The sequence below is a fragment of the Pseudarthrobacter sp. NCCP-2145 genome, from assembly GCF_023708005.1.
Classification (GTDB): Bacteria; Actinomycetota; Actinomycetes; order Actinomycetales; family Micrococcaceae; genus Arthrobacter; species Arthrobacter oxydans.
This window is the reverse complement of record NZ_BRCG01000031.1, coordinates 13,772-36,947: the sequence shown is the minus strand read 5'-3', so window position 1 is coordinate 36,947 and position 23,176 is coordinate 13,772. Positions and strand designations below refer to the sequence as shown.

General features: G+C 67.3%; 17 protein-coding genes. 7 read left to right on the top strand and 10 right to left on the bottom strand.

Going from position 1 to position 23,176, the window contains the following annotated elements:
* The 3 genes from NFU08_RS19800 to NFU08_RS19790 all read left to right on the top strand — a co-directional run.
* On the top strand, positions 1-1,016 hold a 1,016-nt coding region (locus NFU08_RS19800), incomplete at its 5' end, for a GntP family permease (protein ID WP_251425705.1).
* 82 nt (positions 1,017-1,098) lie between these two features.
* Positions 1,099-1,635: an SDR family oxidoreductase gene (locus tag NFU08_RS19795; protein WP_309296847.1), complete on the top strand. Its 537-nt coding sequence runs from the start codon at positions 1,099-1,101 to the stop codon at positions 1,633-1,635.
* A gap of 33 nt (positions 1,636-1,668) precedes the next feature.
* Positions 1,669-1,998 carry a hypothetical protein gene (locus NFU08_RS19790; RefSeq protein WP_251425707.1) on the top strand — a complete coding sequence of 110 codons (330 nt, stop codon included), beginning with the start codon at positions 1,669-1,671 and terminating at the stop codon, positions 1,996-1,998.
* 119 nt (positions 1,999-2,117) lie between these two features.
* On the opposite strand, the gene NFU08_RS19785 is transcribed toward NFU08_RS19790, so the two are convergent.
* Both NFU08_RS19785 and NFU08_RS19780 read right to left on the bottom strand, forming a co-directional pair.
* Positions 2,118-4,076: a S8 family serine peptidase gene (locus NFU08_RS19785; RefSeq protein WP_251425701.1), complete on the bottom strand. Its 1,959-nt coding sequence runs from the start codon at positions 4,074-4,076 to the stop codon at positions 2,118-2,120.
* Positions 4,077-4,736: 660 nt separating this feature from the next.
* On the bottom strand, positions 4,737-6,317 hold the full coding sequence (locus NFU08_RS19780) for an alkaline phosphatase (protein WP_251425699.1): 1,581 nt from the start codon (positions 6,315-6,317) through the stop codon (positions 4,737-4,739).
* Positions 6,318-6,479: 162 nt separating this feature from the next.
* Here NFU08_RS19780 and NFU08_RS19775 point away from each other — a divergent pair, with 162 nt between their 5' ends.
* Positions 6,480-7,718, top strand: coding sequence for a S8 family serine peptidase (locus NFU08_RS19775; protein ID WP_251425697.1), 1,239 nt, complete (start codon positions 6,480-6,482; stop codon positions 7,716-7,718).
* Between the two features lie 21 nt (positions 7,719-7,739).
* On the opposite strand, the gene NFU08_RS19770 is transcribed toward NFU08_RS19775, so the two are convergent.
* Both NFU08_RS19770 and NFU08_RS19765 read right to left on the bottom strand, forming a co-directional pair.
* On the bottom strand, positions 7,740-8,078 hold the full coding sequence (locus tag NFU08_RS19770; RefSeq protein ID WP_251425695.1) for a hypothetical protein: 339 nt from the start codon (positions 8,076-8,078) through the stop codon (positions 7,740-7,742).
* A gap of 118 nt (positions 8,079-8,196) precedes the next feature.
* Positions 8,197-9,522 carry a GAF domain-containing protein gene (locus NFU08_RS19765; RefSeq protein ID WP_251425693.1) on the bottom strand — a complete coding sequence of 442 codons (1,326 nt, stop codon included), beginning with the start codon at positions 9,520-9,522 and terminating at the stop codon, positions 8,197-8,199.
* A gap of 172 nt (positions 9,523-9,694) precedes the next feature.
* On the opposite strand from NFU08_RS19765, the gene NFU08_RS19760 reads away from it, so the two are divergent.
* From NFU08_RS19760 to NFU08_RS19750, 3 genes are all read left to right on the top strand, one after another.
* The gene (locus tag NFU08_RS19760) at positions 9,695-11,494 is read left to right on the top strand and encodes an NAD(P)/FAD-dependent oxidoreductase (RefSeq protein ID WP_251425691.1); all 1,800 of its coding nucleotides are present in this window, start codon (positions 9,695-9,697) and stop codon (positions 11,492-11,494) included.
* Between the two features lie 15 nt (positions 11,495-11,509).
* Entirely contained in the window at positions 11,510-12,565 is a 1,056-nt protein-coding gene (locus tag NFU08_RS19755; RefSeq protein ID WP_251425689.1) for a 2,3-butanediol dehydrogenase, read from the top strand.
* A 71-nt stretch (positions 12,566-12,636) separates the two neighbouring features.
* Positions 12,637-14,472, top strand: coding sequence for a gamma-glutamyltransferase family protein (locus NFU08_RS19750; RefSeq protein WP_251425687.1), 1,836 nt, complete (start codon positions 12,637-12,639; stop codon positions 14,470-14,472).
* 38 nt (positions 14,473-14,510) lie between these two features.
* On the opposite strand, the gene NFU08_RS19745 is transcribed toward NFU08_RS19750, so the two are convergent.
* The 6 genes from NFU08_RS19745 to NFU08_RS19720 form a co-directional block, all read right to left on the bottom strand.
* Complete coding sequence (locus NFU08_RS19745; RefSeq protein WP_251425685.1) at positions 14,511-15,986, bottom strand: multicopper oxidase family protein; 1,476 nt, start codon at positions 15,984-15,986, stop codon at positions 14,511-14,513.
* Positions 15,986-16,255 carry an SHOCT domain-containing protein gene (locus tag NFU08_RS19740; RefSeq protein ID WP_174175331.1) on the bottom strand — a complete coding sequence of 90 codons (270 nt, stop codon included), beginning with the start codon at positions 16,253-16,255 and terminating at the stop codon, positions 15,986-15,988. The genes NFU08_RS19745 and NFU08_RS19740 overlap by 1 nt, the downstream gene beginning before the upstream one ends.
* A gap of 122 nt (positions 16,256-16,377) precedes the next feature.
* A complete protein-coding gene (locus NFU08_RS19735; RefSeq protein WP_174175333.1) occupies positions 16,378-17,664 on the bottom strand; it encodes a Wadjet anti-phage system protein JetD domain-containing protein in 1,287 nt (428 codons plus the stop codon).
* On the bottom strand, positions 17,654-21,082 hold the full coding sequence (locus NFU08_RS19730; RefSeq protein WP_251425683.1) for an ATP-binding protein: 3,429 nt from the start codon (positions 21,080-21,082) through the stop codon (positions 17,654-17,656). The genes NFU08_RS19735 and NFU08_RS19730 overlap by 11 nt, the downstream gene beginning before the upstream one ends.
* Positions 21,079-21,726, bottom strand: a complete 648-nt coding sequence (locus tag NFU08_RS19725) for a DUF4194 domain-containing protein (protein ID WP_251425681.1) — start codon at positions 21,724-21,726, stop codon at positions 21,079-21,081. Before NFU08_RS19725 ends, NFU08_RS19730 begins: the two co-directional genes overlap by 4 nt.
* On the bottom strand, positions 21,723-23,165 hold the full coding sequence (locus tag NFU08_RS19720) for a DUF3375 domain-containing protein (protein ID WP_174175339.1): 1,443 nt from the start codon (positions 23,163-23,165) through the stop codon (positions 21,723-21,725). The genes NFU08_RS19725 and NFU08_RS19720 overlap by 4 nt, the downstream gene beginning before the upstream one ends.
* Positions 23,166-23,176 lie beyond the last annotated feature (11 nt).

Sequence of the window (23,176 nt, the reverse complement as noted above, 5' to 3'; positions counted from 1 at the left end):
CCCCCGGCCCCCTGGCCGTCACCGGCCTGCTGGGCGCGGACCTGGGTGCAGTCATCCTCACCGGCCTGGTGTTCACCGTCCTGCTCCTTCCCATTGCCGTGACCTATGCCAAGTGGATGGGACCCAAGCTCGAAAGCTCCGTCACCGAAGAGGTCCGCGAGGCCGTCTACGGCCGCGCCGCGCTGGTGGGCGCCTCCGAAGGATCCCACCACGGCGGCACGGGAACCATCACGGCCGACGACGACGCCGCCGCTGCGCAGGACGACCTTCCGAACGATCCCGAGCTGGACCTGGGCACCCCGCCCGAGGGTGCCAAGCCGCACCGCGTCGGCGCGTTCCTCGCCTCCCTGCCCCTCCTGGTCCCGCTGCTGCTGATCGTGCTGAACACGGTCACGGGAGCCATGGACCAGAACGCCCAGGGCGTTGTGGGCGGCAAGTACGAGCCGTCCGCCTGGGTTGTCCCCTTCGCCTTCATCGGCAACCCGGTGATCGCGCTGATCATCGGCGTCCTGCTCGCCGTCTACGTGCTGCTGCCGCGGTGGACCCCGCGCAGCCGGGTCCAGGGCTGGTTTGCCGAGGCTGCCGCCTCCGCAGGCCTCATCCTGCTGATCACCGGTGCCGGCGGCGCGCTGGGACAGGTGCTCCGCAGCTCTGGCGTGGGCGACGCCCTGGCTGAAGCCATTGCCGCCACCGCCCTGCCCGCCTTCCTGGTGCCGTTCCTGGTGGCCACGCTGGTCCGGCTGGCCCAGGGCTCGGGCACGGTGGCGATGATCACCGCCGCCTCCGTTACCGCCCCGCTGGTGGGCACGCTGGGCATCGATCCGCTGGTTGCAGCCATGGCCTGCACCGCCGGTTCCATGATCCTCAGCTACTTCAACGACTCCTACTTCTGGGTGGTCACCCGCTTCACCGGGCTCGAAGGCACCGCAGCGCTCCGCGGCTGGTCCGGCATCACCACCGCCGTGTGGGCCGGATCCATCCCGCTGCTGTTCATCCTGAACCTCATCCTGGGCTGAGCCGCTCCACTCCAGTGGACTGGCTGGCTACGAGCCATAAAGGCCTGGGCCCGGTTGTGAACCGGGCCCAGGCCTTTGGACTCTGGGCCCACGGGGGACCTTCCAGGCACAGTGGAACGTAACCCCATCCGGCCAGGAAAGAAGGCACCATGCCCCGCACATCCGTCCCCTGCTGACCGAGGGCGACGAGGCGGCAGCCATGGCCCGCGCCGAAGTCCTGGCCACGGACGCTGCGGGCACGGGGCAGCTGATCTACGCCTCGACCAAGCTGGCGCTCTCCCGGTGGGTCCGGCGCACGGCTGCCACGGATGCGTGGGCCGGGGCCGGCATCCCGTTGAATGCCGCAGCGCCCGGCATCATTGCCACTCCGATGACAGCGGATCTCATCGCCACCGCGGAAGGCCGGGAGCAGCTGCTGCACGTGCACCCGATGCCGCTGAACGGCATTGCTGAGCCCATCGTCGTCGCCCGCCTCCTGGCGTGGCTGAACAGCGAGGAGAACACGCACCTGTGCGGGCAGGTCATCTACATCGACGGCGGCAGCGACGCTGTCCTGCGGGGAGACTCCGTCTGTAAGGATTGCGCCGCCGTTAGGTTGCCACGGCAGCTAAAGCCCTAAACAAATTGCACGCTCGCGCAGGAGGTGGCCGTGATGCGCTGGGATCTGGGAATTGCCGGCCTTGGATTGCTGGCGGCCATGTCGTTGGGATTCGGCCTGATCGCCCACTGGATCGTGGGTAAGGGTTTGACTCGATGGTTGTGGCTCTTCGCAGCGATCGCCTATTTCCCTGCGGGGATCCTGGTCAGTGAAGTCTGGTTCGGCTGGGCGAGCGGGGAAGAGTTGCAGCCGAACATCGACGGACTGTCCTTTGATGAAGTGCAGTTGGTGACTCTCACCGGCCTGATTGCCGCCCTTATTGTCCGGAACAGGATCCGGCGGAAGCCGGATTCCGGTGAGCCGGCGAAGAAACCTTCAGCCTAAGTGCGCAGCGATGACGAACCATAGCCGCCGGGGTCCGACCCGACGGCGGCTAGCATCTGGTCAGTTACCTGCCGGTGCCGCCCACGCAGATGGTATGCACCGCCGGAAGGCTCCGGGCTTTAGCTGATGGCGGTCATGATGTTCCAGCCTTCGCCGACCCTGATGCGCCAGCCGAAGTGGCCGGTGCCGGTGCCGGGGTAGGTCCAGAGGACGCCGTCGGTGTCCCGGGCCACCAGGTCGGGTTTGCCGTCGCCGGTGAGATCTCCGGCAGCGCTGATGGCAGTCATGACGTTCCAGCCCGGGCCGACGTTGATGCGCCAGCCGAACAGACCGTTGCCCAGCCCGGGGTAGGTCCACATCATCCCGTTGCTGTCCCGGGCGGAGAGGTCTGGTTTGCCGTCACCGGTGAGATCTCCGGCCGCGCTGATGGCAGTCATGACGTTCCACCCCGGGCCGACGTTGATGCGCCAGCCGAACAGACCGTTGCCCAGACCGGGGTAGGTCCACAAAGTCCCGTTGCTGTCCCGGGCCACCAGGTCAGGTTTGCCGTCACCGGTAAGATCTCCGGCCGCGCTGATGGCAGTCATGACGTTCCACCCCGGGCCGACGTTGATGCGCCAGCCGAACAGACCGTTGCCCAAGCCCGGGTAGGTCCACAAAGTCCCGCTGGAGTCCCGTGCCACTAGGTCAGGTTTGCCGTCACCGGTGAGATCTCCGGCCGCGCCGATGGCGGTCATGACGTTCCAGCCTTCACCGACCCTGATGCGCCAGCCGAACAGGCCGGTGCCGGTACCGGGATAGGTCCAGAGGACGCCGCTGCTGTCCCGGGCCACCAGATCGGGTTTACCGTCTCCTGTGAAGTCCCTTGCTGGCGCAGCGGGAGCAACCAGTTGGGCAACCGGACCTAGGTTGAGCAGGCGGTTCGGAGTGCCGGCTGATGCGTTGGTGATAACGCCCGGGGTGGCGTTTGAAATCAACCCGGCAGAAATGCCTCCTGGTGACTGCCCGGGTTTTTGCGCCAAGGCAAGAGCCGCGGCACCCGCAACATGCGGAGTCGCCATGGACGTCCCGCTCAAGGTGCTGACCGCAGTCGTGGACGTGTGCCCGGCAGACGGGATGTTGACTCCAGGTGCATACAAGTCAACACAGCTTCCGTGATTTGAAAACGTTGCCTGCCGATCCGAGGAATCACTCGCTGCGACGGTCACGGCTTCGGGTACCCGGGCCGGGGAAGCGTTGCAGGCCTCGATCGCGGAGTTGCCCGAAGCCACGATCGCCGTAACGCCGTCGTTGATAACTCCCCGGACAGCAGCGTCCAATACGCTGCTGACGGGACCGCCCAGGCTTAGGTTGGCGACGGCGGGGATTCCTTCAGCATGGTGGGATGCTATCCAGTCAAGGCCAGCGATGATGTTGGAGTAGAAGCCGGATCCGTCGCAGGAGAGGGCACGGACCGGAGTGATGGTCGCGGCTTTCGCCACTCCGAAGGTCTTTCCGGCGATGATCCCGGCCACATGGGTGCCGTGGCCGCTGCAGTCCCCGCTGCCGAGGCCGTCGGCAACGAAACTCCAGCCCGCGGCTACCCGGCCGCCGAACTCCTGATGCGTTGCGAGGACGCCGGTATCGATAACGTACACGTTGACGCTGGCCCCCGACGACGGTGGGGTGAAGGTGCCCGAGAACGGCAGCGCACTTTGGTCGATCCTGTCCAGGCCCCACGGTGCCGACTGCTGCGTCTCAGACACCGAAACGAACGCATCAGGTTCGATGGCGGAAATCCGGGGAGAACGAGCCAGGGCAGCTGCCTGCCCTTTGCTGGCAGTGACAACCGCACCCTGCAACGCCGCGGAGAACGTTCTTCCTACGGCCACCCCTTGGGATCGCAGGGCCTTGGCCTCCTCTGCAACATTGGCACCCTTTTGGAAGCTGACCAGATACCGTTCGGCGTCCACCGGGCTTGGCCGTTCCAACGCCGCCGTTGAGGGGGCTGCAGCAGCCGGCCCGCCTGCGGGCACCACAGCAGCCGCGGCAATCAAAAGGGCGCCAAAAGCAGTGAGGCGCCGTTTCTTAAGTGACATGTGTTCTCCTAATGACCAAGGCGGCCGCCCGAGTTGAGCAAATCGACAATAAACGCTCAGCACCCAGACGGGGCAGCGCCGCGATGGCCCCCGGCCGCCCATACGCCCCACCAGTCATCAGTGAACAATAAAACCTGGTCGATATCACGCGATCTTGGTCTTTCCCCAGGGAGACTCCGGCTGAGCCCGGAATCAGTCCCCAACGCTCGCACCTCATCCAGAAAACGCAGCGTTGCGGACACCGCAAGTTTACAAGATCAGTCCCACCAGCCCCAGAGTCACTTGCCACAAAGAACTCCCCAGCACAAACTGGCCGAAAGGCAGTACCCGGCACGTGAAGTGTGGCGCAGGATAACGGGACGAAGAGGATCCTTTTTGCTGGTCTCGCAGCAGCCGGCCGGTGCGCTGCGCGGGTCGGCCTCTGCAAGGGGCGCTATCGGCAGCACCGGTACCGTTCTGCTGCCGGCCGCGCCCTGGGTGGCGCGGTCGGTTGGGCTGCTCGGCGCCGCCTACGTCCCGGGCATCCTGGGGGAGCGAGCCACCCGGGAGTCCTTCCGGCACCCGGACGTGCAGACCACCCGGGCATGGCCTCGGCCCTTGCCCTGCCCGTTGCCATGGCACTGCTCGGCCCGGCCAGACGAAAGCGGCGCACTGCCATACCTATTGCAGCCCCGGAACCCCGTCCCGGATGGTGAACGAAGCCTTCGTTGACACCGGGGCGCCCGGCGTCGTGACGTAGTCCAGCGTCCGGAAGTCCGCGGTCAGCGCGTCCCGCGTGATCCTGGTGTTCACGTAGCCGCGGTTGTCATTGAAGAACTTCAGGTGCGGGTTCCAGGCCATCACGGGGTCCGTGGTGGAACCGGTGCCGTTGCCGGTGGAGGTGATGGACGTGCACACCAGCTCCGAACCCACCACGGGTGAGGCCGGATCCTTGTAGTCCACCTTGAGGTCGTTGGCCCAGTTGCGGTGCACATCGCCGGTGAGCACGACGGCGTTGCGCACCTTCGCGTCCAGCCAGCCCTGGGTGATGCGGCGGCGGGAGGCGGCGTACCCGTCCCAGCCGTCCATGGAGACGTCGTCAATCTCCAGTGCCTGGGCCCGGTCCCGCTCGGCGAAGAACACCTGCTGGCCCAGGACGTCCCAGCGCTGGGTGGAGTTCCGGAACCCGTCCAGCAGCCACTTCTCCTGCTCCGCGCCGGTGATGGTCCGGTTCTCCGCGAGGCGTTCGGCCACATTCTTCTTCCAGCCGTCGCCGGCGAGCTGGTCGTCGCGGTACTGCCGGGTGTCCATCATGTGGAAGTTGGCCAGCTGGCCCCACTGGATGGTGCGGTAGATCTTCATGTCGAACCCGGCCGGCACGGAGGACCTCCGCAGCGGCATGTTCTCGTAGTACGCCTGGAACGCGGCGGCGCGGCGCTGGCGGAAACGTTCGGTGGTGTCGTTGAGCTGGCCGGCGTCCCTGTTCTCCGGAATCTCGTCCGCCCAGTTGTTGTCCACCTCGTGGTCATCCCACACCACCAGCCAGGGTGCCACCGCGTGCGCGGCCTGCAGGTCGGCGTCGGACTTGTACTGCGCGTGCCGCTGCCGGTACCCCTGCAGCGTGGTGGTCTCCGGGCCCTGGTGGTCGCGCGGGTTGCCGCCGCCGATCACATAGCTGTCTTTCTTGTACTCGTAGAGGTAGTCGCCCAGGTGCAGCACCAGGTCCGGGTGGTCCTCGGCCAGGCGCGTGTAGGCGGTGAAGTACCCGTGCTCGTACTGGGAGCAGCTGGCGAACGCCATGGCCAGGGCAGCCGGTGTCTCATGCGGGGCGGGGCTGGTGAGCGTGCGGCCCACCTGGCTGAGGTGGCGGCCGCTGCGGAAGCGGTAGAAATATTCGCGCCCGGGCTTGAGGCCCTGGAGCTCCACGTGGACGGAGTGGGCGGTTTCGATCCGGGCGTGTTCGACGCCGCGGGCTACTACGGTGCGCATGCCCGCGTCCTCAGCCACTTCCCAGGCCACGGGGACCGGGCGTGCCGGCATGCCGCCGAGGCCGTCCTCGGCCAGGGGGTCCAGCGCGAGGCGCGTCCAGATCACGAAGCCGTCCGGCCACGGCTCGCCCGACGCTATGCCGAGCATGAAGGGGTCGGTGCGGAGGCCGGCGTCGTCAGCTGTGGACACGGCGACGGCGGCACCCGGCAGGGCGGCGACGAGCCCGGCGCCCAGGCCGGCGGAAATCAGGGATCTGCGGGAGATGTTGTCCATGCGTTCGAACCTAGGGACGCCGGTTGGACAGGTCCTGAGGGGAATGTGAATGAGCAGTTAACTGCGTGACAAGAGATGTCTTTTTGTCCGGAATCAGTCAGCTTAGTCAGCATCTCCCAAAGGGCCCTATCCAGCCAGGGCTGCGAGGAGCAAAATGACGGGATGAAAAGACTCCTTACTGCCGGTTTCGCGGCGGCGGCGCTGGTACTGGGCGGGATCACCCTGGCAGCCCCCGGTACCGCAGCCGAACCGTCCCACATCGCCGGGCAGATCATGGTCAAGTTCCGGGACCACGCCGCGGCGGCCGCCGTGCTGCGGGGATACGGGCTCAGCGACGGACCCGAAATCGGCGGCACCGGCGCCCACCTGATCAAGGTCCCGGCCGGGAAGGAAATCCAGCTCATCGAAGGGCTGGACCGCAATCCTGCCGTGGACTATGCGGAGCCGGACGAGGTGGTCACGCCCGCGTCAAACGACCAGTACTTCGGCCGCCAGTACGCCCTGAACAACACCGGCCAGTCCTTCACGAACACCGCCGGCACGCTGACTGTCGGCGCGGGCAAGGCGGATGCTGACGTGGATGCGGCCGAAGCGTGGGGCCGCACCACTGGCGGCGGCGTCAGGGTTGCCGTCCTCGACTCGGGAGTCGCCAGCGACAACCCGGACATCGCGCCGAAGGTGGTGGCACGGGCGAATTTCAGCGGGGCCAGCACCGGCGAGGACAACTACGGCCACGGCACGCATGTGTCCGGAACTGTTGCGGCCACCTCCGAAAACACCATCGGCGTGGCCGGGGTGTGCCCGGCGTGCAGCATCCTGGACGGCAAAGTCCTCAACGACAGCGGCGTCGGTTCGAGCTCAGGCCTCGCGAACGGGATCAACTGGGCGGTCAATAACGGGGCGAAGGTGATCAACATGAGCCTTGGGGTGCGGGCGTCACGCACTCTCGAAACAGCCGTCAACAACGCGTGGACCAAGGGAGCCGTGCTGGTGGCCGCTGCCGGAAACGGCGGGAACCAGACCAAGATCTACCCGGCCGGGTATGCCAACGTCATCGCCGTCGCCGCCACGGACAACTTCGACGCCAAGGCCTCCTTCTCCACCTACGGGGCAAGCTGGGTGGACATCGCCGCCCCCGGCGTCAACGTCTACTCCACCTTCCCGAACCACAAGTTCTACCTGGGAACACAAAACAACCGCTCGCTGGGCTACGACGTGGGCAACGGCACCTCGATGTCCTCCCCGATTGTGGCTGCCACAGTTGCCCTCGCCTGGAGCGTCAACCCGCAAGCGGGCAACACGGCCATCCGGGAGAAGGTCCAGTCAAGCGCCGACAAGATCTCCGGCACCGGCACCTACTGGGCCAACGGCCGCGTGAACGCGAACAACGCGGTCCGGTAACCGCAGCCCGCGGGTTGAAAGCTAGGACCCGGTTGCCTGTCCGCGGCGGAGGTTTTTCAGGTGGAGGTAGGCCATCAGCACCAGCAGGGGAGTGTGGATGGCCGGCAGGTTGTGGGCGAACCACCGGGGCAGGTAGATGTCCGTGACCGAGCCGGACTCGGCGCCGTACCGCTTGGCCAGGCCGGTGAGGGGGCAGCGGAACCCGTTTCCGGTGAACACCAGGGTTTCGGCGGTGACCACCGTCGCGGCCAGGCCAACCTTTTTATCGGTGCGTCCGGCCAGCCCGGTGATGAGCAGATAAACAACGCATGACTCGATCGACAGCCACGCCAGGGTGTGGACTGCCTTGATGGCGACCACGGCAGCGTGATTCTGTGTGGTCTCCGTCCCGTGGCGGGCAGCGTCATGGTGCCACAGCCAGGGGTGTCTCCTAATCACCTCTGCAACTTCCCATGCGGTCCCCGGGTGCAGAAGTGCCTTAAGTCCCGCCGATGGCGAGGTTTGCCTCCGCCGCTGCCGCTCCCGCGCTGAATGACAAATACCGCGCATCGCTCCTGCCCACGAGTTTCCCCAGCGCCTCCACCGCCTGCATGTCCGCCGAGCCCATATCCGTGGACAGCCAGCGGATGATCAGCGCAGGGTCCGTGCTGGCACGAACAGCCGCTCCCAGGGCGAGGTCCAGCCGGTCCCGCAGGAGCTGTACCGCCATGTTTCCGGAACGGCTGAGCAGGGGAGCGCGGTAGGCCTCCAGCGCGGCAGCCACGTTGCCCCCGCGGAGCAGCCGCAGGACCCCGCCGGCATCCGACCGCCCGGCGAGCCGTTCCTCCAGCCGGTAGGGGTTGGAAACAATGGCATCGCCCAGCAGGGACCGGACCCGGAACATTTCCGTCCGGATGGACGCTGCAATACCCGCATCGCCGTGGAGCTCATAGGCCAGTTCTTCAGCGCTCCAGCCCTGCGTCCGCGAATCCAGCAGCGCCAGGATCTCCGCCCGCCGCAGGGTCAGCGGCACCCGGCTGCCGTTCCGGAACACCGCCGCCGGCTGGTCGCCGAGCAATTCAAGAGTGTCAACTGCCGCCGAAGGCCGCACTGCGGATCCGGCCCGGGATGGTGGCCGGGAAGCAGGCGCCAGGGAAGGGGCACCCAGGGAGGCGCCGCCGTCGGACGTCCTCAGCAGCGCCTCCGCCATGCTCACGGCGCACCGCACCATCCGCAGCGTGTCCGCAGTAAGGGACTCCAGTGGCCCTGAAACGTCCAGCACGCCCAGCAGCCGGCCGGTGGAAGGATCGGTGATGGGCGCCGCGGTGCAGGCCCACTCGTGGTGCGTGCGGACCAGGTGCTCGGCGGAGAACAGCTGCACCGGGCGGCCTGTGACCAGCGCCTCGCTGATGGCGTTGGTGCCGATTCCCGCCTCGGACCAGTCGGCCCCTTCGGAGAACTCCAGCCGGTCCGCCCGCCGGAGCACCTGGGCGCTGCCCATCCGCCATAGGATCTCGCCGGTGGCGTCCGTGAGCACCAGCAGGTGCCGTCCGTCGCTGGAGTCATCGGCCAGCAGCTCGCTGAGCGCCGGCATGACCTGCTGCAGCCGGTGCTCCCGCCGCAGTTCCAGGACCTCGGACACGTCGTGCAGGTGTCGGGGGCTGTGCTGGTCAGGGCTGATGCCCAGCGCCATGGACCGGCGCCAGGAGCTGGCAAGCAGTTCCGGGATCTCGGGCCGCGGAACGCCGGAGATCACCAGTTCATGGGCGCGGCGCAGCACGCGCGAGTACGCCGCCGGGTCCGAGAACTTCAGGCCGTGGTCCATGGCTCCCTTCCACCGCCGTCGCCTTCGCCCGGCGGTGCTGCGTGCAACGCTGCTGTAACCCCCACTGCGTTTCACTGGGGTGACGCAGCTCACGCCCGCCCAGCATATCGCAGGGTGCAGGACGGAAACGGAGCCGCCCCAACACCACGGACCATCACACAAAGGAGTGGACATGACCGAATCACCAACGGCAGCCGCGCAGGCCTGGCTTACGTCACTGGATGACGCCCTGCAGCGGCGCGACGTGGAGGCGGCGCTGGAGCTTTTCGGGGACGACAGCAACTGGCGGGACTTCGTGGCCTTCACCTGGAACCTCAAGACGCTCGAAGGCAAGGCCAGCATCCGGCGGATGCTGGAAGCCACCCTTGACCGTGTCCAGCCCGCCAACTGGGTGCTGGCCGAGGACGCCACCGGCAGCGCCGCCGCCGATGGAACGGTGGAAGCCTGGGTCACCTTCGAAACCGGCGCCGCCCGCGGCTACGGCCACCTGCGGCTGCGGGACGGCAAATGCTGGACGCTGCTCACAACCATGCAGGAACTCAAGGGCTTCGAGGAGAAGAAGGGCCCGCGCCGCGACCAGGGCGTGGCGCACGAAATCACCCGCGGCCGCCGGTCCTGGCTTGAGCTCAAGGAAGAGCAGGAGGCGCGGCTCGGGTACGAGGAGCAGCCCTACTGCGTGATCATCGGCGGCGGGCAGGGCGGGATTGGCCTCGCGGCGCGGCTGCGGCGGCTGGGCGTGCCCACCATCATCATCGAAAAGAACCAGAAGCCCGGGGACTCCTGGCGCAACCGCTACAAGTCCCTGCACCTGCACGACCCCGTCTGGTACGACCACCTGCCTTACCTGCAGTTCCCGGATGACTGGCCAGTCTTCGCCGCCAAGGACAAGATCGGCGACTGGCTGGAGCACTACACCCGCATCATGGAGCTGAACTACTGGTCCGGCACCGAGTGCGTGGGTGCGGAGTACGACGACGGCACGCAGGAATGGGCGGTCAACGTCCTCCGCAACGGGTCGCCAGTGACGTTGCGGCCCAAGCAGTTGGTCTTCGCCCTGGGCGTCTCCGGCTACCCCAGCATCCCCACGTTCGACGGTGCCGAGAGCTTCCTGGGAGAGCAGCGGCACTCCTCCCAGCACCCCGGCGGCGGGGACTGGACGGGCAAGAAAGCCGTGGTGATCGGCTCCAACAACTCCGCACACGATATCTGCGCGGACCTCTGGGAGCACGGCGCCGACGTGACCATGGTCCAGCGGTCCTCCACCCACATCGCCCGGAGTGAATCGCTGATGGACCTTGCGTTGGGCGGGCTGTACTCGGAGAAGGCTCTGGCTAACGGGGTGACCACCGAGAAGGCCGACCTCCTTTTCGCCTCGCTGCCCATGCGGATCCTGCCGGAAACCCAGGTACCCGTGTACCAGCAGATGGCCGAACGGGACGCGGACTTCTACTCCCAGCTGGAGGCCGCCGGGTTCGATCTGGACTTCGGCGTGGACGGCTCCGGGCTCTTCGTGAAGTACCTGCGGCGCGGCTCCGGCTACTACATTGACGTCGGCGCCTCCCAGCTGATCATCGACGGCCGGGTGAAACTGAAATCAGGGCAGGTTTCCAAGATCACCGGCAACGCCGTGGTGATGGCGGACGGCACGGACCTGGAGGCCGACCTGATCGTCTACGCCACCGGCTACGGCTCCATGAACGGGTGGCTGGCAGACCTGGTCTCTCCCGAGATCGCAGACCGGGTGGGCAAGTGCTGGGGATACGGCTCAGACACGCCAAAAGACCCTGGTCCCTGGGAGGGGGAGCTGCGCAATATGTGGAAACCAACCAACGTCCCCAACCTCTGGATCCACGGCGGCAACCTGCACCAGAGCCGGCACTACTCGTCCTACCTGGCCCTGCAGCTCAAAGCCCGGATGGAGGGGCTGGAGACGCCGGTGTACGAACTGCAGCCCAGCCACCACACCCGCTAAAGGAAGAAACCCATCATGAAGGCAGCACGATTCCACGCCCGCAAGGACATCCGCATCGAGGACATCCCGGAGCCGGACCTCCGCGCCGGGGCGGTGGCCATCGACGTCGCGTGGTGCGGCATCTGCGGCACCGACCTGCACGAATACCTCGAGGGCCCCATCTTCTGCCCGGCACCTGGGCACCCGCACCCGCTCTCCCACGAGGAATCCCCGGTGACCCTGGGACACGAATTCTCCGGGACGGTCTCTGACGTGGGCGAAGGGGTGACAGGCCTGGCGAAGGGGGACAACGTCGTCGTCGAACCCTACTTTGTGGACGGGGACTGCGACATGTGCCAGGCAGGCAGCTACCACCTCTGCCGGCAGATGGGCTTCATTGGACTGTCCGGCGGCGGGGGAGGGCTGAGCGAGAAGATTGTGGTGGACGCACGGTGGGTGCACCCCATCGGCGACATCCCGCTGGATGAGGCGGCGCTGATCGAGCCGCTGTCCGTGGCCCATCACGCCGTGGCGCGCAGCGGCGTGAAGGCGGGAGGTACGGCACTGGTGGGCGGGTCCGGTCCCATCGGGCTCCTGACCGCCGCCGTCCTCAAAGGGATGGGGGTAACTACGATCATCAGCGAGCTGACCGCGGCGCGGAAGGAGAAGGCCACCTCCAGCGGCGTGGCGGACCACGTGCTGGACCCGAGCAAGGAGGACGTTCCGGAGCGGGTGCGGGAGCTGACCGGCGGTGCCGGGGCCGACGTCGCCTTCGAGTGCGCCGGCGTGAACGCGGTGCTGGACACCATGCTCGACGCCGTCCGGCCGGGGGGAGTGGTGGTCAACGTGTCCATCTGGGGCGCGCCCGCCACCATCGACATGCAGAAGGTAGTACTCAAGGAGATCGACCTGCGCGGCACCATCGCCTACGTCCGCGACCACCCCGCCGTCATCAGGATGGTGCAGGAGGGCAAGGTGGACCTCAAGCCGTTCATCACCGGCCGGATCGCCCTGGAGGACCTGGTGGAGCAGGGGTTCGACACCCTGATCAACCACAAAGACACGGCCGTCAAAATCCTGGTGCATCCGTAGCGGACCCCGGCCGGGGAGGCGGGCGTGGCGGTCACGGCCGCCTCCCAGCCGGGTCCTTAGGATTGCACTCCATGGCGTACACACCGGCAGGCAGCTTCACCACCCGCCCCACCCTTCAGGGCACGTTCGGCATGACGGCCTCCACCCACTGGCTGGCCACGGCTTCGGCGCAGGCGGTGCTGGAGCGGGGCGGGAACGCGTTCGACGCCGCCGTGGCCGGCGCGTTCGTCCTGCACGTCGTCGAACCACACCTGAACGGCCCCGGCGGGGATATGACGGGCGTGTTCACCACCGCCGGCAATCCCTCGGAACCCGTTGTGCTCATGGGGCAGGGCCCCGCCCCGGCCGCGGCAACCCGGGAGCACTACCTTGCCGAGAGGCTGGAACTGGTGCCCGGCGCCGGTGCGCTCGCCGCTGCCGTGCCCGCCGCCGTCGACGCCTGGCTGCTGCTCCTCCGCGACCATGGCACGTGGGACCTGGCGGACGTGCTGTCCTTCGCCATCGGCTACGCCCGGAACGGGCACCCCGTCCTGGACCGCGTGGCCGGCACCATCGCCTCAGTTGCCGGGCTGTTCAGGGAGCACTGGCCGACGTCGGCCGCCCTCTGGATGCCGGACGGGAACGTTCCGGCAGGGGGAGACATCGTGAAGAACGTGGCCTACGCGGACGTCCTTGAGCGGCTCATTGCCGCCGGCAAGGATGCGGAGGCCGACGGCGGCACGCCAGCGCCGCGGCCAGCGCGGATCGACGCCGCGCGGCGGGAGTGGCGGGAGGGCTTGGTGGCCAAGGCGGCGGTTGAGTTCCTGGCCGAACCGCACCGCCACTCGTCCGGCACGGACCATGCCGGCGTGATCACGGAAGCGGACTTCGCGGGATTCTCGGCCGGCTACGAGCCCGCCGCCACGCTGGAGTTCCGCGGCCACACCATTGCCAAGACCGGTCCGTGGGGGCAGGGGCCGGCGCTGCTGCAGACGCTCGCGATCCTGGACGGGTTCGACGACGAGCACCTGGATCCCTCCACCGAGCTCGGCGCGCACACCATCCTGGAGGCGCAGAAGCTGGCCATCGCGGACCGCGAGGCGTACTACGGCGACGCCGCGGTGCCCCTGGACTACCTGCTGGGCAGGGAGTATGCCGCGGAGCGCCGGCAGCTGATCGGGGAGAAGGCCTCGCACGCGTTCCGGCCCGGCGGGGTTCCCGGCCACACGCCCTTCCTGCCGCCGCTGCGCACGGAGTACCTCCCGCCGTCGCTCGCTGCCCGCGGGGACGGTGCGTTCGCGGGCGTGGGCGAGCCGACGGTGCAGCCCACCGGGGAAACCCGCGGCGATACCTGCCACATCGACGTGGTGGACCAGTGGGGGAACATGGTCTCAGCCACCCCGTCCGGCGGCTGGCTGCAGTCCTCCCCGGCGGTCCCCGGGCTTGGCTTCTGCCTGGGAACCCGGCTGCAGATGACGTGGCTGGAGGACGGCGCCCCGTCCACGCTGACCCCCGGCAAGCGGCCGCGCACCACGCTGACGCCCACGCTGGTGCTCCGGAGCGGCCAGGCGGTGGCGGCGCTCGGGTCGCCGGGCGGCGACCAGCAGGACCAGTGGCAGCTGCTGTACCTGCTGCGGACGATTGTGGGCGGATATGAGCCCCAGCAGGCCATCGACGCGCCCGCCTTCCACACCACGTCCATCCCGGGGTCCTTCTGGCCCCGCACCTGGACGCCGGGCGGCGCGGTTGTCGAGGACAGGCTCGGGGACGTGGTGATCGCCGGACTTGAGGCGCGCGGCCACGTGGTGTCCCGGGCGGGGGACTGGTCCCTCGGCCGCCTGTCGGCCGTGGTGCGCTGTCCAAAGACCGGTGTGCTGAAGGCTGCCGCCAACCCCCGGGGCGGGCAGGGCTACGCGGCCGGGCGGTAGTCGTCGCGGTACCCAACGCTGTGGGACTGGCGCCTGGCTCAGCGGACCTCAATGACTCCCATCATGCCCTGGTCCTCGTGGTCCAGGATGTGGCAGTGGTACACGGAGCGGCCGGTGAAACCCGTGAACCTGACCCGGACCTTCACCTGGCCGTTGGCGGGGATGTTCACCACATCCCGCAGGGTCACCGAGTCCGGGGCGGTCCCTGCCTGCTCCACAACCTGCATCGGCCAGACATGCAGGTGGAAGGGGTGGTCCATGGGGCTGGGGTTGAGCAGCGTCCACTCTTCCACCGTCCCCGCCGCCGCAACGGTGTCCGTGCGGTCCGGATCGAAGGTCCGCCCGTTGAGGGTGAACGACATCATTCCCATGCCCATCCCCATGCCCGTCCCTGTGGCGAGGGTCAGTTGCCGGCGGGCTGCGACCACCGCGGTCCGCAGGTCCTCCGGTGCCGGCCGGGCGGGCACCGGCGGCGGCGGGGTTGGCTGCTCGGTGGCCGGGGTTCCGGACACCGAGAACGTTGCCAGCACCAGGTCCCCCGTGCCACCGGCGCCCTGGCCGCGGCCGCCCCGTCCCATCATGCCTGCCATGCTTTCCCGGTTGTAGTAGCCGGACCTGAGGGCGGACACGCCGGCGGTGGCTGTTACCAAAATATCGGCACGGTTGCCCGGAGCAAGCAGCACCTCGTCCACCGCCTGCGGTGTGGAGAAACGGGACAGGTCAATACCCAGCAGCTCCCACTGCTGTCCGTCCAGCCGGAGCCGCAGGTAGCGGGCAACGCACGTGTTCACGATCCGCCACCGCTCGCGCTCGCCCGGGCGGGCGGAGAACTCCGGGCTGCTGTGGCCGTTCACCAGGACCAGCCGGCCTTCGCGCCCGAGCATCCGGTCCATTGGTGAGGCCTCCGCCAAGGCGCCTGAGCCATCCAGGGTGACGTCCGAAACCACGAGGGTTCGTTCCCGGCTGACAGCTGGCGCGTCCTCCTCCTCGACGATGATGGCGCCGAAAAGGCCGGCGGAAACCTGGTCTGCCACCATGCCGTGGTGGTGGGGGTGGTACCAGTACGTTCCGGGCGGGTGGTCCGCGGGGAGGCGGTGCTCATAACTGAACGACTGGCCCGGCGGGACCATGACGAAGACGTTGTCACCATTGCCCTGGGGCGAGACGTGGAGGCCGTGGACGTGCAGGTTGGTGGGGACGCCCAGGTTGTTGACCAGTTCGATCTGGAGTGTGTCCCCGCCCCGCACCCGCAGGGTGGGGCCGGGGACGCTTCCGTTGTAGCCAAGGACGGATGCCCGCAGGCCACCGAGCGGCACCGATACGGGCGAAGCCTCGAGCCGGACCTTCAGTTGTCCCTCAGCGCTGCGCAGCTGCTCCGGCTCGGTGAGCCCACCGCCGGCTTCGGGGGAGAAGCGGGAGGTGGCCGTCCACCAGAGTCCGGCTCCGCCGGCCACCGTGGCCGCCGCTCCCAGGCCTCCCAGTAGCAGCGCCCTCCGCCGGTTGATGGCACGCATCAGCGGCCCTCGCCGAGGACCCTCAGCCGCTCGCGGTATTCCTCCTCGGAGAGTTCACCCCGGGCAAAGCGTTCATCGAGGATCTGCTGCGCCCGGGTCCGGCCGGCCTCAGGCCCCGGCAACTGCCGCGGTTCAGGATGGCGTTCTGACGTCCTCCCGGTGCCTGACAACCGCACGGCCACCAGCACCAGCAGGGCGATTCCCGCCAGCAGGAGGACGCCCCAGAGCCACATCATCCAGCCCATGTTCGAGCCGTAACCCCACATCACGACCGGCGCCCTTTCGCCCGCAAACCGCTGATAGGGCGATACTCCGCCGGTTCCCTCCCGGCCGCCAGAGTCCGAAGTCCTTTGAGGTCCGGCCAACCCACATCCGGCCAACCCAAACCCGGTCAACCCAAAAGACGTGCCAACGCCCAGTCCCAGCGGATCAGTTCCTGCTCCAGCCGGACCGCGCGTCCATGTGCGTCGTTTTGCAGTTTTTCGTAGAGCGCCGCCTCGCCAGCGGTCAGCCGGTCCAACGCAGCTGTGGACGGTGCAGGCTCGCTGCCCCAAACGTCCCGGTGCGCAAGAAGCGTCGCTTCATCCATCAGCACGCTCACAACATGTGGGTGGACAGCCCTGAGCTGGTCAAGGATCTGGAACCCGTGGGTATCCAAGTCGCCCCAATACACGACTTCGCAGTCCCGCAGCCACGCTGCATCCCGTAGCGACGAGAAACCGTACCCTCCGCCGTAGATCGCCAAGGTTCCGGGCCGTTCCGGAAGGGCCAGGAAGTTCACCAGGTTCTCCGTGATCAGCACTTTCGTGACCGGCAGGCTCATTGTGCTGAACGCGTCAGCCGTCACCGTGACATCCCGCGCGTTGCCCAGCAGCTGAACAGCAGCATCCAGTGAACGGAACCGCACGAGCTCCGGAGGGTGCAGGAAACCATGCCTGGCGGCAAATCGGGCGGCGGGAGTCCGCGGGGAAGGCTGTCCCAGGAGGGAGCCGGCTTCAGTGGCCACGCCAGCCACCTGCTCCACGCCAGCCACCTGCTCCACGGCAGCCTCCGGGGCATCGCCGCCCGCCGTTTTCGCGGACAGGGTTCCGAGTAGTTCGTCGATCACTGTCCGGTTGCCCTCGATGAACTTGGTGTGCACGCCGGGTAGGCTCAGTTGGCGGACGTAGACCCCGGGCTCCGGGTTGTCCCGCAGCCACAGTGCAATACGTGCTGCTGTGAGTGCGTCGGCGCCCAGGTCCAGCAGCTTCAGCGGCCGCCGCAGCGCCCAGGCCCGGAACATCGGATCCAGCCCGGCCAGTCCCTCGGCCAGTTCCACGAACCGGGCGGCATCTCCTGCCTTGCCCGCGAACGCAATCTCATCCTGTGCCGAAACGAAAACGACGGCGGACGGCAGATGATTGGCCCCGATGGTGTTGCGCCCCACCTGGGTAGTTTCCAGGGTGAAGGGACCCGCGGCGTCAAACAACCCGGCCGCCCACGCGCGCGCCTCCGCGTAGTCACGCAGGAGGGCCGCCGCCGTCGGCCGCTTCAAAGTACGACGGCGGGGGTAGGCCCCGCTTGGATCCAGCAGTTCGCGGAGGAGGGCGCCGTTGCTCCAGGCCTTCAGCGTCAGGGTGCGAAGGTCCGCAGGCGTGGTCCATCCCTGTGCCCGGCCCGCGGAGCTGTCAGCCGGCACGCCGGTCCCGCTCGTCCCGGTACTCCTGGATGGTCATGTTCCGCAGTTGTGAATCATTGCCATTCGTATTGGCCACGAAGCCCACGTGTGCCACAAACGGCTCAATCACGTGGATCTTCTGCAGGGGAGTGACAATCAGCAGCTGCAGCTTCATGCGCTGGAACAGCTCCAGGCCGTAGCGTGCAGACTCGTCGGAGCCGCGCCCAAACGCCTCGTCGATCACCACAAAACGGAAGCTGCGGCCCTTGCCCTCACTCCTCCCGGCACCGGCAGGAGACGGCTTGGCGCCCAGCCCGAACTGGAACGCCAGCGCTGCAGCCAGGATGGTGTAGGCCAGCTTCTCCTTCTGGCCGCCGGACTTGCCGCCGGAATCGGTGAAGTGCTCAAACTCCTCTCCGGTCTCGGTCCACTTCTCGGAGGCGGAGAACGTAAACCAGTTCCGCACGTCCGTTACTTTCGCGGTCCACCGCTCGTCCAGGGCGGTGAAGCCGTCCCGCCCGCGGAACCGTTCAATCAGGCGCTCCACCTGCAGATACTTCTGTTCGGAGTACTGGTCCTCGTCCCCGATGGTTCCCTCCGAACAGGCCCGCAGGTCCGTTCCGAACTGCCGCACGTCCAGGTCCGTGGTGTTTTGGTGCTCCAGCTGGATGTGCCGGCCGCGGTTGTATTCAATGGTGGCCAGGGACTCGTTGATCTTGTTGATCCGGCTGACGATGTCCTGCCGGCGGCTGTCCAGGAACGCATTGAACGCCACCACTTCGTGGATGGTGTTCTGGTTAAGGGACTCCTTGAAGTGCGCCTCGAACTTGGGCAGATCGTTCTTCTCCAGCTGCTCGAGCAGGCGGCTGTAGTCTCCGGCGGCATCGAGGGACGCGTCGATCTCCGTGGTTTCGTTTGGATACTTGTTCCGAAAATCGGCCATCAGGCGCACCGTGCCGGCCTCCGCCGTGGCCAGGCGCTTGGACAGCGCATCGATGGCCTTTGTCAGCTCCTGCCGCACCGCGCTCTCCACGGCAACGGTGTTCTTATAGGTGAGGATTCTTTCCCCGGGCGCCCCGGCGGCGAGGCCGGCCACGGATGCCAGCAGGCCGGCGTCGTCCGTCAGCGGGTCCTCCGCCAGCACGGCACGGCACTCGGCGATAGCCTCCGCCAGGTTCTCGGTGTCCTTCTCATTGGCTCCGAGCCGCTGCTGGATCTTGCCGGCCCGCTCTTCGAAACGCTGCAGGTCACCCTTCAGGGCAGCCTCCCGGTCCGCAAGTTCCTGGAGGATGTTGCTGGCCGACTCCAGCGCCCGCCGCTCCTCCTTGGACTCCTCGATCCGCCGGGCTGTGCGCTCCCAGCTGATCTCCCCGAAATCCGCCACCGAGCGCAGGGTGCCGAGTTGCTGGTTCTTCCGGCCGAGGTCGCCCAGCTGGCGGTCGACGTTGGCCAGCTGCGTCGCAGCCACTTGGAGCTGGCCCTTTGCCTCCTCCAGCTCGGCCAGGAACCTGTTGATCTTTTCCTGGTTGTCCCAGCCCAGCACGTAGTTCCGCCGGTCCGCGATGTCCTTGCGGTCATCCTTCTCATGCCGTCCCCTGCCGCCCTTGAGCTGCCCGTTGGCGGTGAGTGCTTTGGGAAAGCGCCGGAAGTCGGCCAGCGTGTCACAGCAGACGTAGTCGAACCGGCCGGCCAGTTCCTCCAGCAGGAAGTCGCGGAACGGCGTGCCCTGCTTGATGGCGATCTTGGCAGCCAGGGTTCCGGGTTCGGCGGTCCGGGCGGAGTACGAATCACCCACCTTCAGGTAAACGAGCTTGCCCTTGAGGTTGTTTGTGTCCACCCAGCTGCTGACCGCAGCGTAGTGCTCGGCCGGTACCAGCAGGGACAAGGCGAAGCCCCTGAGGGTCCGTTCGGCTGCGCCTTCCCAGGCGGCTTCGCCGTCGCGGAGGCGCAGCAGCTCGCCGACGAACGGCAGCGCCTTCTCCGGCACGCCGGTTCCCTCGCACAGCCGGCGGCGGATTCCCACCTGGTCCAGCGGCAGCAGGTTCCGCCGGGACTGGAGGCTGGTGAGTTCCGCTGTGAGGTCTGCAGCGCGTGCGGTCCGGACGGTGCGCGTCATGGTCAGCTCGGTGCGCTGCTCCTGGAGGTCCCTGTTCTGTTCCGCCAGCCCGGATTCCACGGCCGCCAGACCGTCCCTGTTGGCGTCGAACAGCACCCGGTCCTCCGGGGCCCGCAGGCCCAGCTCCGCGGCGGCGGCTGCATAGGCCTGGTGCCGGGTACGTTGGACGGCGGCTTCCCGCTCGAGCCGGGCGATCTCTGCGTCGATGGCCGCCAGCCGGCCGCCGCCGTTTGACCGGATGTCCTCGGCAACGGCGCTAAGACTGTGCCGGAGTTCGGTGATGCGGGCGGTGACGGACGCATTGTCCTCGCGGAGCCGCTGGCCGGCGCTGTCCAGCTCGGCGGCATGCTCAAGGCTGAGGATCAGCTTCTGGTTGGTGAACCACGGGTGCAGCTGGTCCCGCTGGTCCCTGGCCTCCTGGTCCTCGATGGTGAGTTTGGCATGCCTGGCAGCGCCCTCACGGATGGGGGCCAGCATGGCGATCTGGTCCTTGGCGCGCAGCACGGCACCGTGGGCCTTCTTGAGGTCGTCGAAGTGGTGGATCAGGTTCTTGATCCGGCTCTCGACGTCGTCTTCGTCCAGCATGTTGGTGCGCACGAAGGAGGTGATGTTCTCCACCTGCTTCATGGACACCGTCCGGTGGAAGAGCTCCATGGCCTGGTTCCCGCTGATCCCGAACTGGCGTTTGAATGCTGCAGCGTAGGGCTCGAAGGTGTCGTGCACCGTGGCGCCGGCTGCCTTGAGCTTCTTCTTCAGTTTGAAGGGGTCCTGGCCGAAGTTGGCGAAATCCGCCGCGATGGTCTGGTCCGTTTCCGCGAGTGAATAGAAACGGTAGGGCTGGCCCGCCTCCTGGACCGCCCACAGCGTGACGGCCAGCGTCACCGACTTGTCCATCACCGCATTGCGGAAGACGGCGAGCACCACCGTAAGCGTTCCCGTACCGCGCAGCGACACAGGTTTGGAGTTCTCTCCGCCGGTGCTGCGGGTGCTCTTGTGGTACCCCCGCACGTAGGACATGAGGGTGCGTTCCCTCTTCTGGGCACCCGCAGCCTTGTTGTATTCGATCTTGTTTGCCGGCAGCAGGAGCGTGGTGATGGCATCCACCACCGTTGACTTACCCGAACCTATGTCGCCCGTCAGGAGGCTGTTCGCCCCGTCCAGGCGGAACGTCCGCACGCCCTGGTGGAACGTGCCCCAGTTGAGCAGCTCCAACCGGTGCAGCCGGAAGCCCGGGGGAGTGCCGGCGTCGTCCGCGCTGGACCCTTCCGGAGCCTTCGCCGGGTCCTCAAGGCTGAACAGGCTGTCCTGCAGATCGGCGGTCACGGCAGTTCCCCTTCAGTGGTGCTCTGAGAAGTTTCCGGTGGAGCGCCGGAGGGTTCCTCCAAGGACGCCCGGTAGTCAGCGAGCCGCGCGTCGAACTCCTCCAGCCACTGGGCGTCGACATAGGCCTTCAGGATCCTGGCCACCTCGTAGGTGGCGGCCTGGTCGCGGAGCCTGCGGAGGAAGCCGAGCTCAACCACTTTTTTTATGGTGACGCCCAGCTTGTCCAGGATCTTGGCCTGGTTGCTGGAGTCCGGCAGGAACACCGCCACCATATCCACGATTTCCTGCTCCGTCATGATGAGCCGGAGCTCGCTGCTGTTGGTGTCGAACTCAAGCATCCGGCCGCGCAGCAGGGCCAGCAGGAGGCTGACGTCAAAGGTAAGCCGGCGGCGCGGAATCAGCCGGGGCAGGTTGCCCTCAGGGTCCTCCCTTGACCGCAGGAACGCGTAGCCCTCCGACTCGTCCAGGATCAGGTCCAGCCCCAGCACCACCACATAGTCCCGGACCTGGGATTCCAGGGTAAGGAGGGACTGCCACACTTTCTCGTCCGACTCGGCGTAGAGCACGCCACGGAACAGACGGGTCACGACGCCGGGCAGTTCCTCGGGCGTGCGGGCGGTTTCCATCGTCTCACTGGGGTTCATGCCGGCCTCACAAAAATGATCTGGTCGATGGTTGCTTCGCGGATGCTGCCGTCGGCGAGCTTCCACTGCAGCTGCTGCGGAACGTCGTCACGGATGCTGGCCCATTCGGATTCGCTGGCCAGTTGGTAGTAGGCCACGATTTCGGCGAGTCCCTGCTGCAGGGGATGGGCCTGGGTCACTTCAACGAGTGTGGCCTGCTCGGCGCCGGCCAGGACGGCATCCACATTCGCCTGCAGCCGCTCCTTGTCCACGTGGAACTGGCTGAACAGGGCACCGGCGTCCACCTCCGAATCATCGGCGGCCAGCACGGCGTCGTCCACCATCGTCTTCCGGCTTGGCTCGTACAGCGGCCGTTCGAAGGGCAGGGCGACATCCACCGACTGCGCGGCGATCTCCATGAAGACGCCCGACGGCGGCGCCTCCCGGGTGCCCAGCGCACGGGATTCGATGCTTCGCACCAGCCGCATGATGCGCTTGTTTTCGAGGAAGACTTTGTCATCCAGGAGCCGGCGCATCTGTTCGGAGAGTTGGCGGACGGTGCCCTGTGTCTGGTCGACGGCGGGCAGCCAGTCCTGGTGCAGCCTTGTCACGGCGTGCAGGTCCTCCACGCCGGAGAGCGCTTCGATTTCCGTGGCACGCTGCAGCAGGTCCTGCAGTTCGATGCGCAGCTGGGGCGACATCAGATAGTCCCAAAAACCCTGGAACGTGCGGCCCTGGAGGGAACTGCTGATGCCCTGCTGGTTCGCGAAGATGGTCTCCAAAAGTTCGCCCTGGGTCCCGTCCCAGGTGGCGATCTGTTCGCGCACCTGCCGGTCCAGCTTCCGGAAGTTCTGCTCCACCTCCCGGAAATCGGAGAGCAGATCTTTGGCGAGGGTGGTCAGCTGCTGGAAGTGGTCCAGTGCCTCAGGAGCGGTCATCACCCTGATGTTGCCGTCCCTGATCCGCTGCATCTCGGCATCGATGCCGTCCCGCTGGCGCTGCAGCTCGGCGAGCCGGACTTCGGGGTCGGTCTCCGACTGCTGCACCAGGGCCTTCAGGACCGCGAAGATGCTGGTAAGCCTGGACTGGGTGGCCACGAAGTCCCGCCCGCGAAGGTTCTCCACCCACCGGACCACGTCCTCGGCGGCGGGGGTGAGGTCGTAGTGCGGTTCGTCCTGTCCGGGAACGTAATACTTCCGCAGCCAGGCCTTTTCCGGCGCTGCCCAGTCGTCCAGGTACTCCCCGGCGGGCCGGGGGAACTTGTCCTCGCCGTAGACGTCCCGGAGGCCGAACAGGACGTCATCGAGGTGGTCGATGAGCTGCTGCCGGCCGATATCCCGCTGGTTGGGCCCGGTGAAGGCCTTCATGAAGAAGGACAAGGCCAGCGGCGCGTTCTGCGCCCGGAGCAGGGACCATCCGGCGTGGTTCTCACGCAGGCTGTTGATGGCGTAGAAATCCAAGGCGTCCTCAG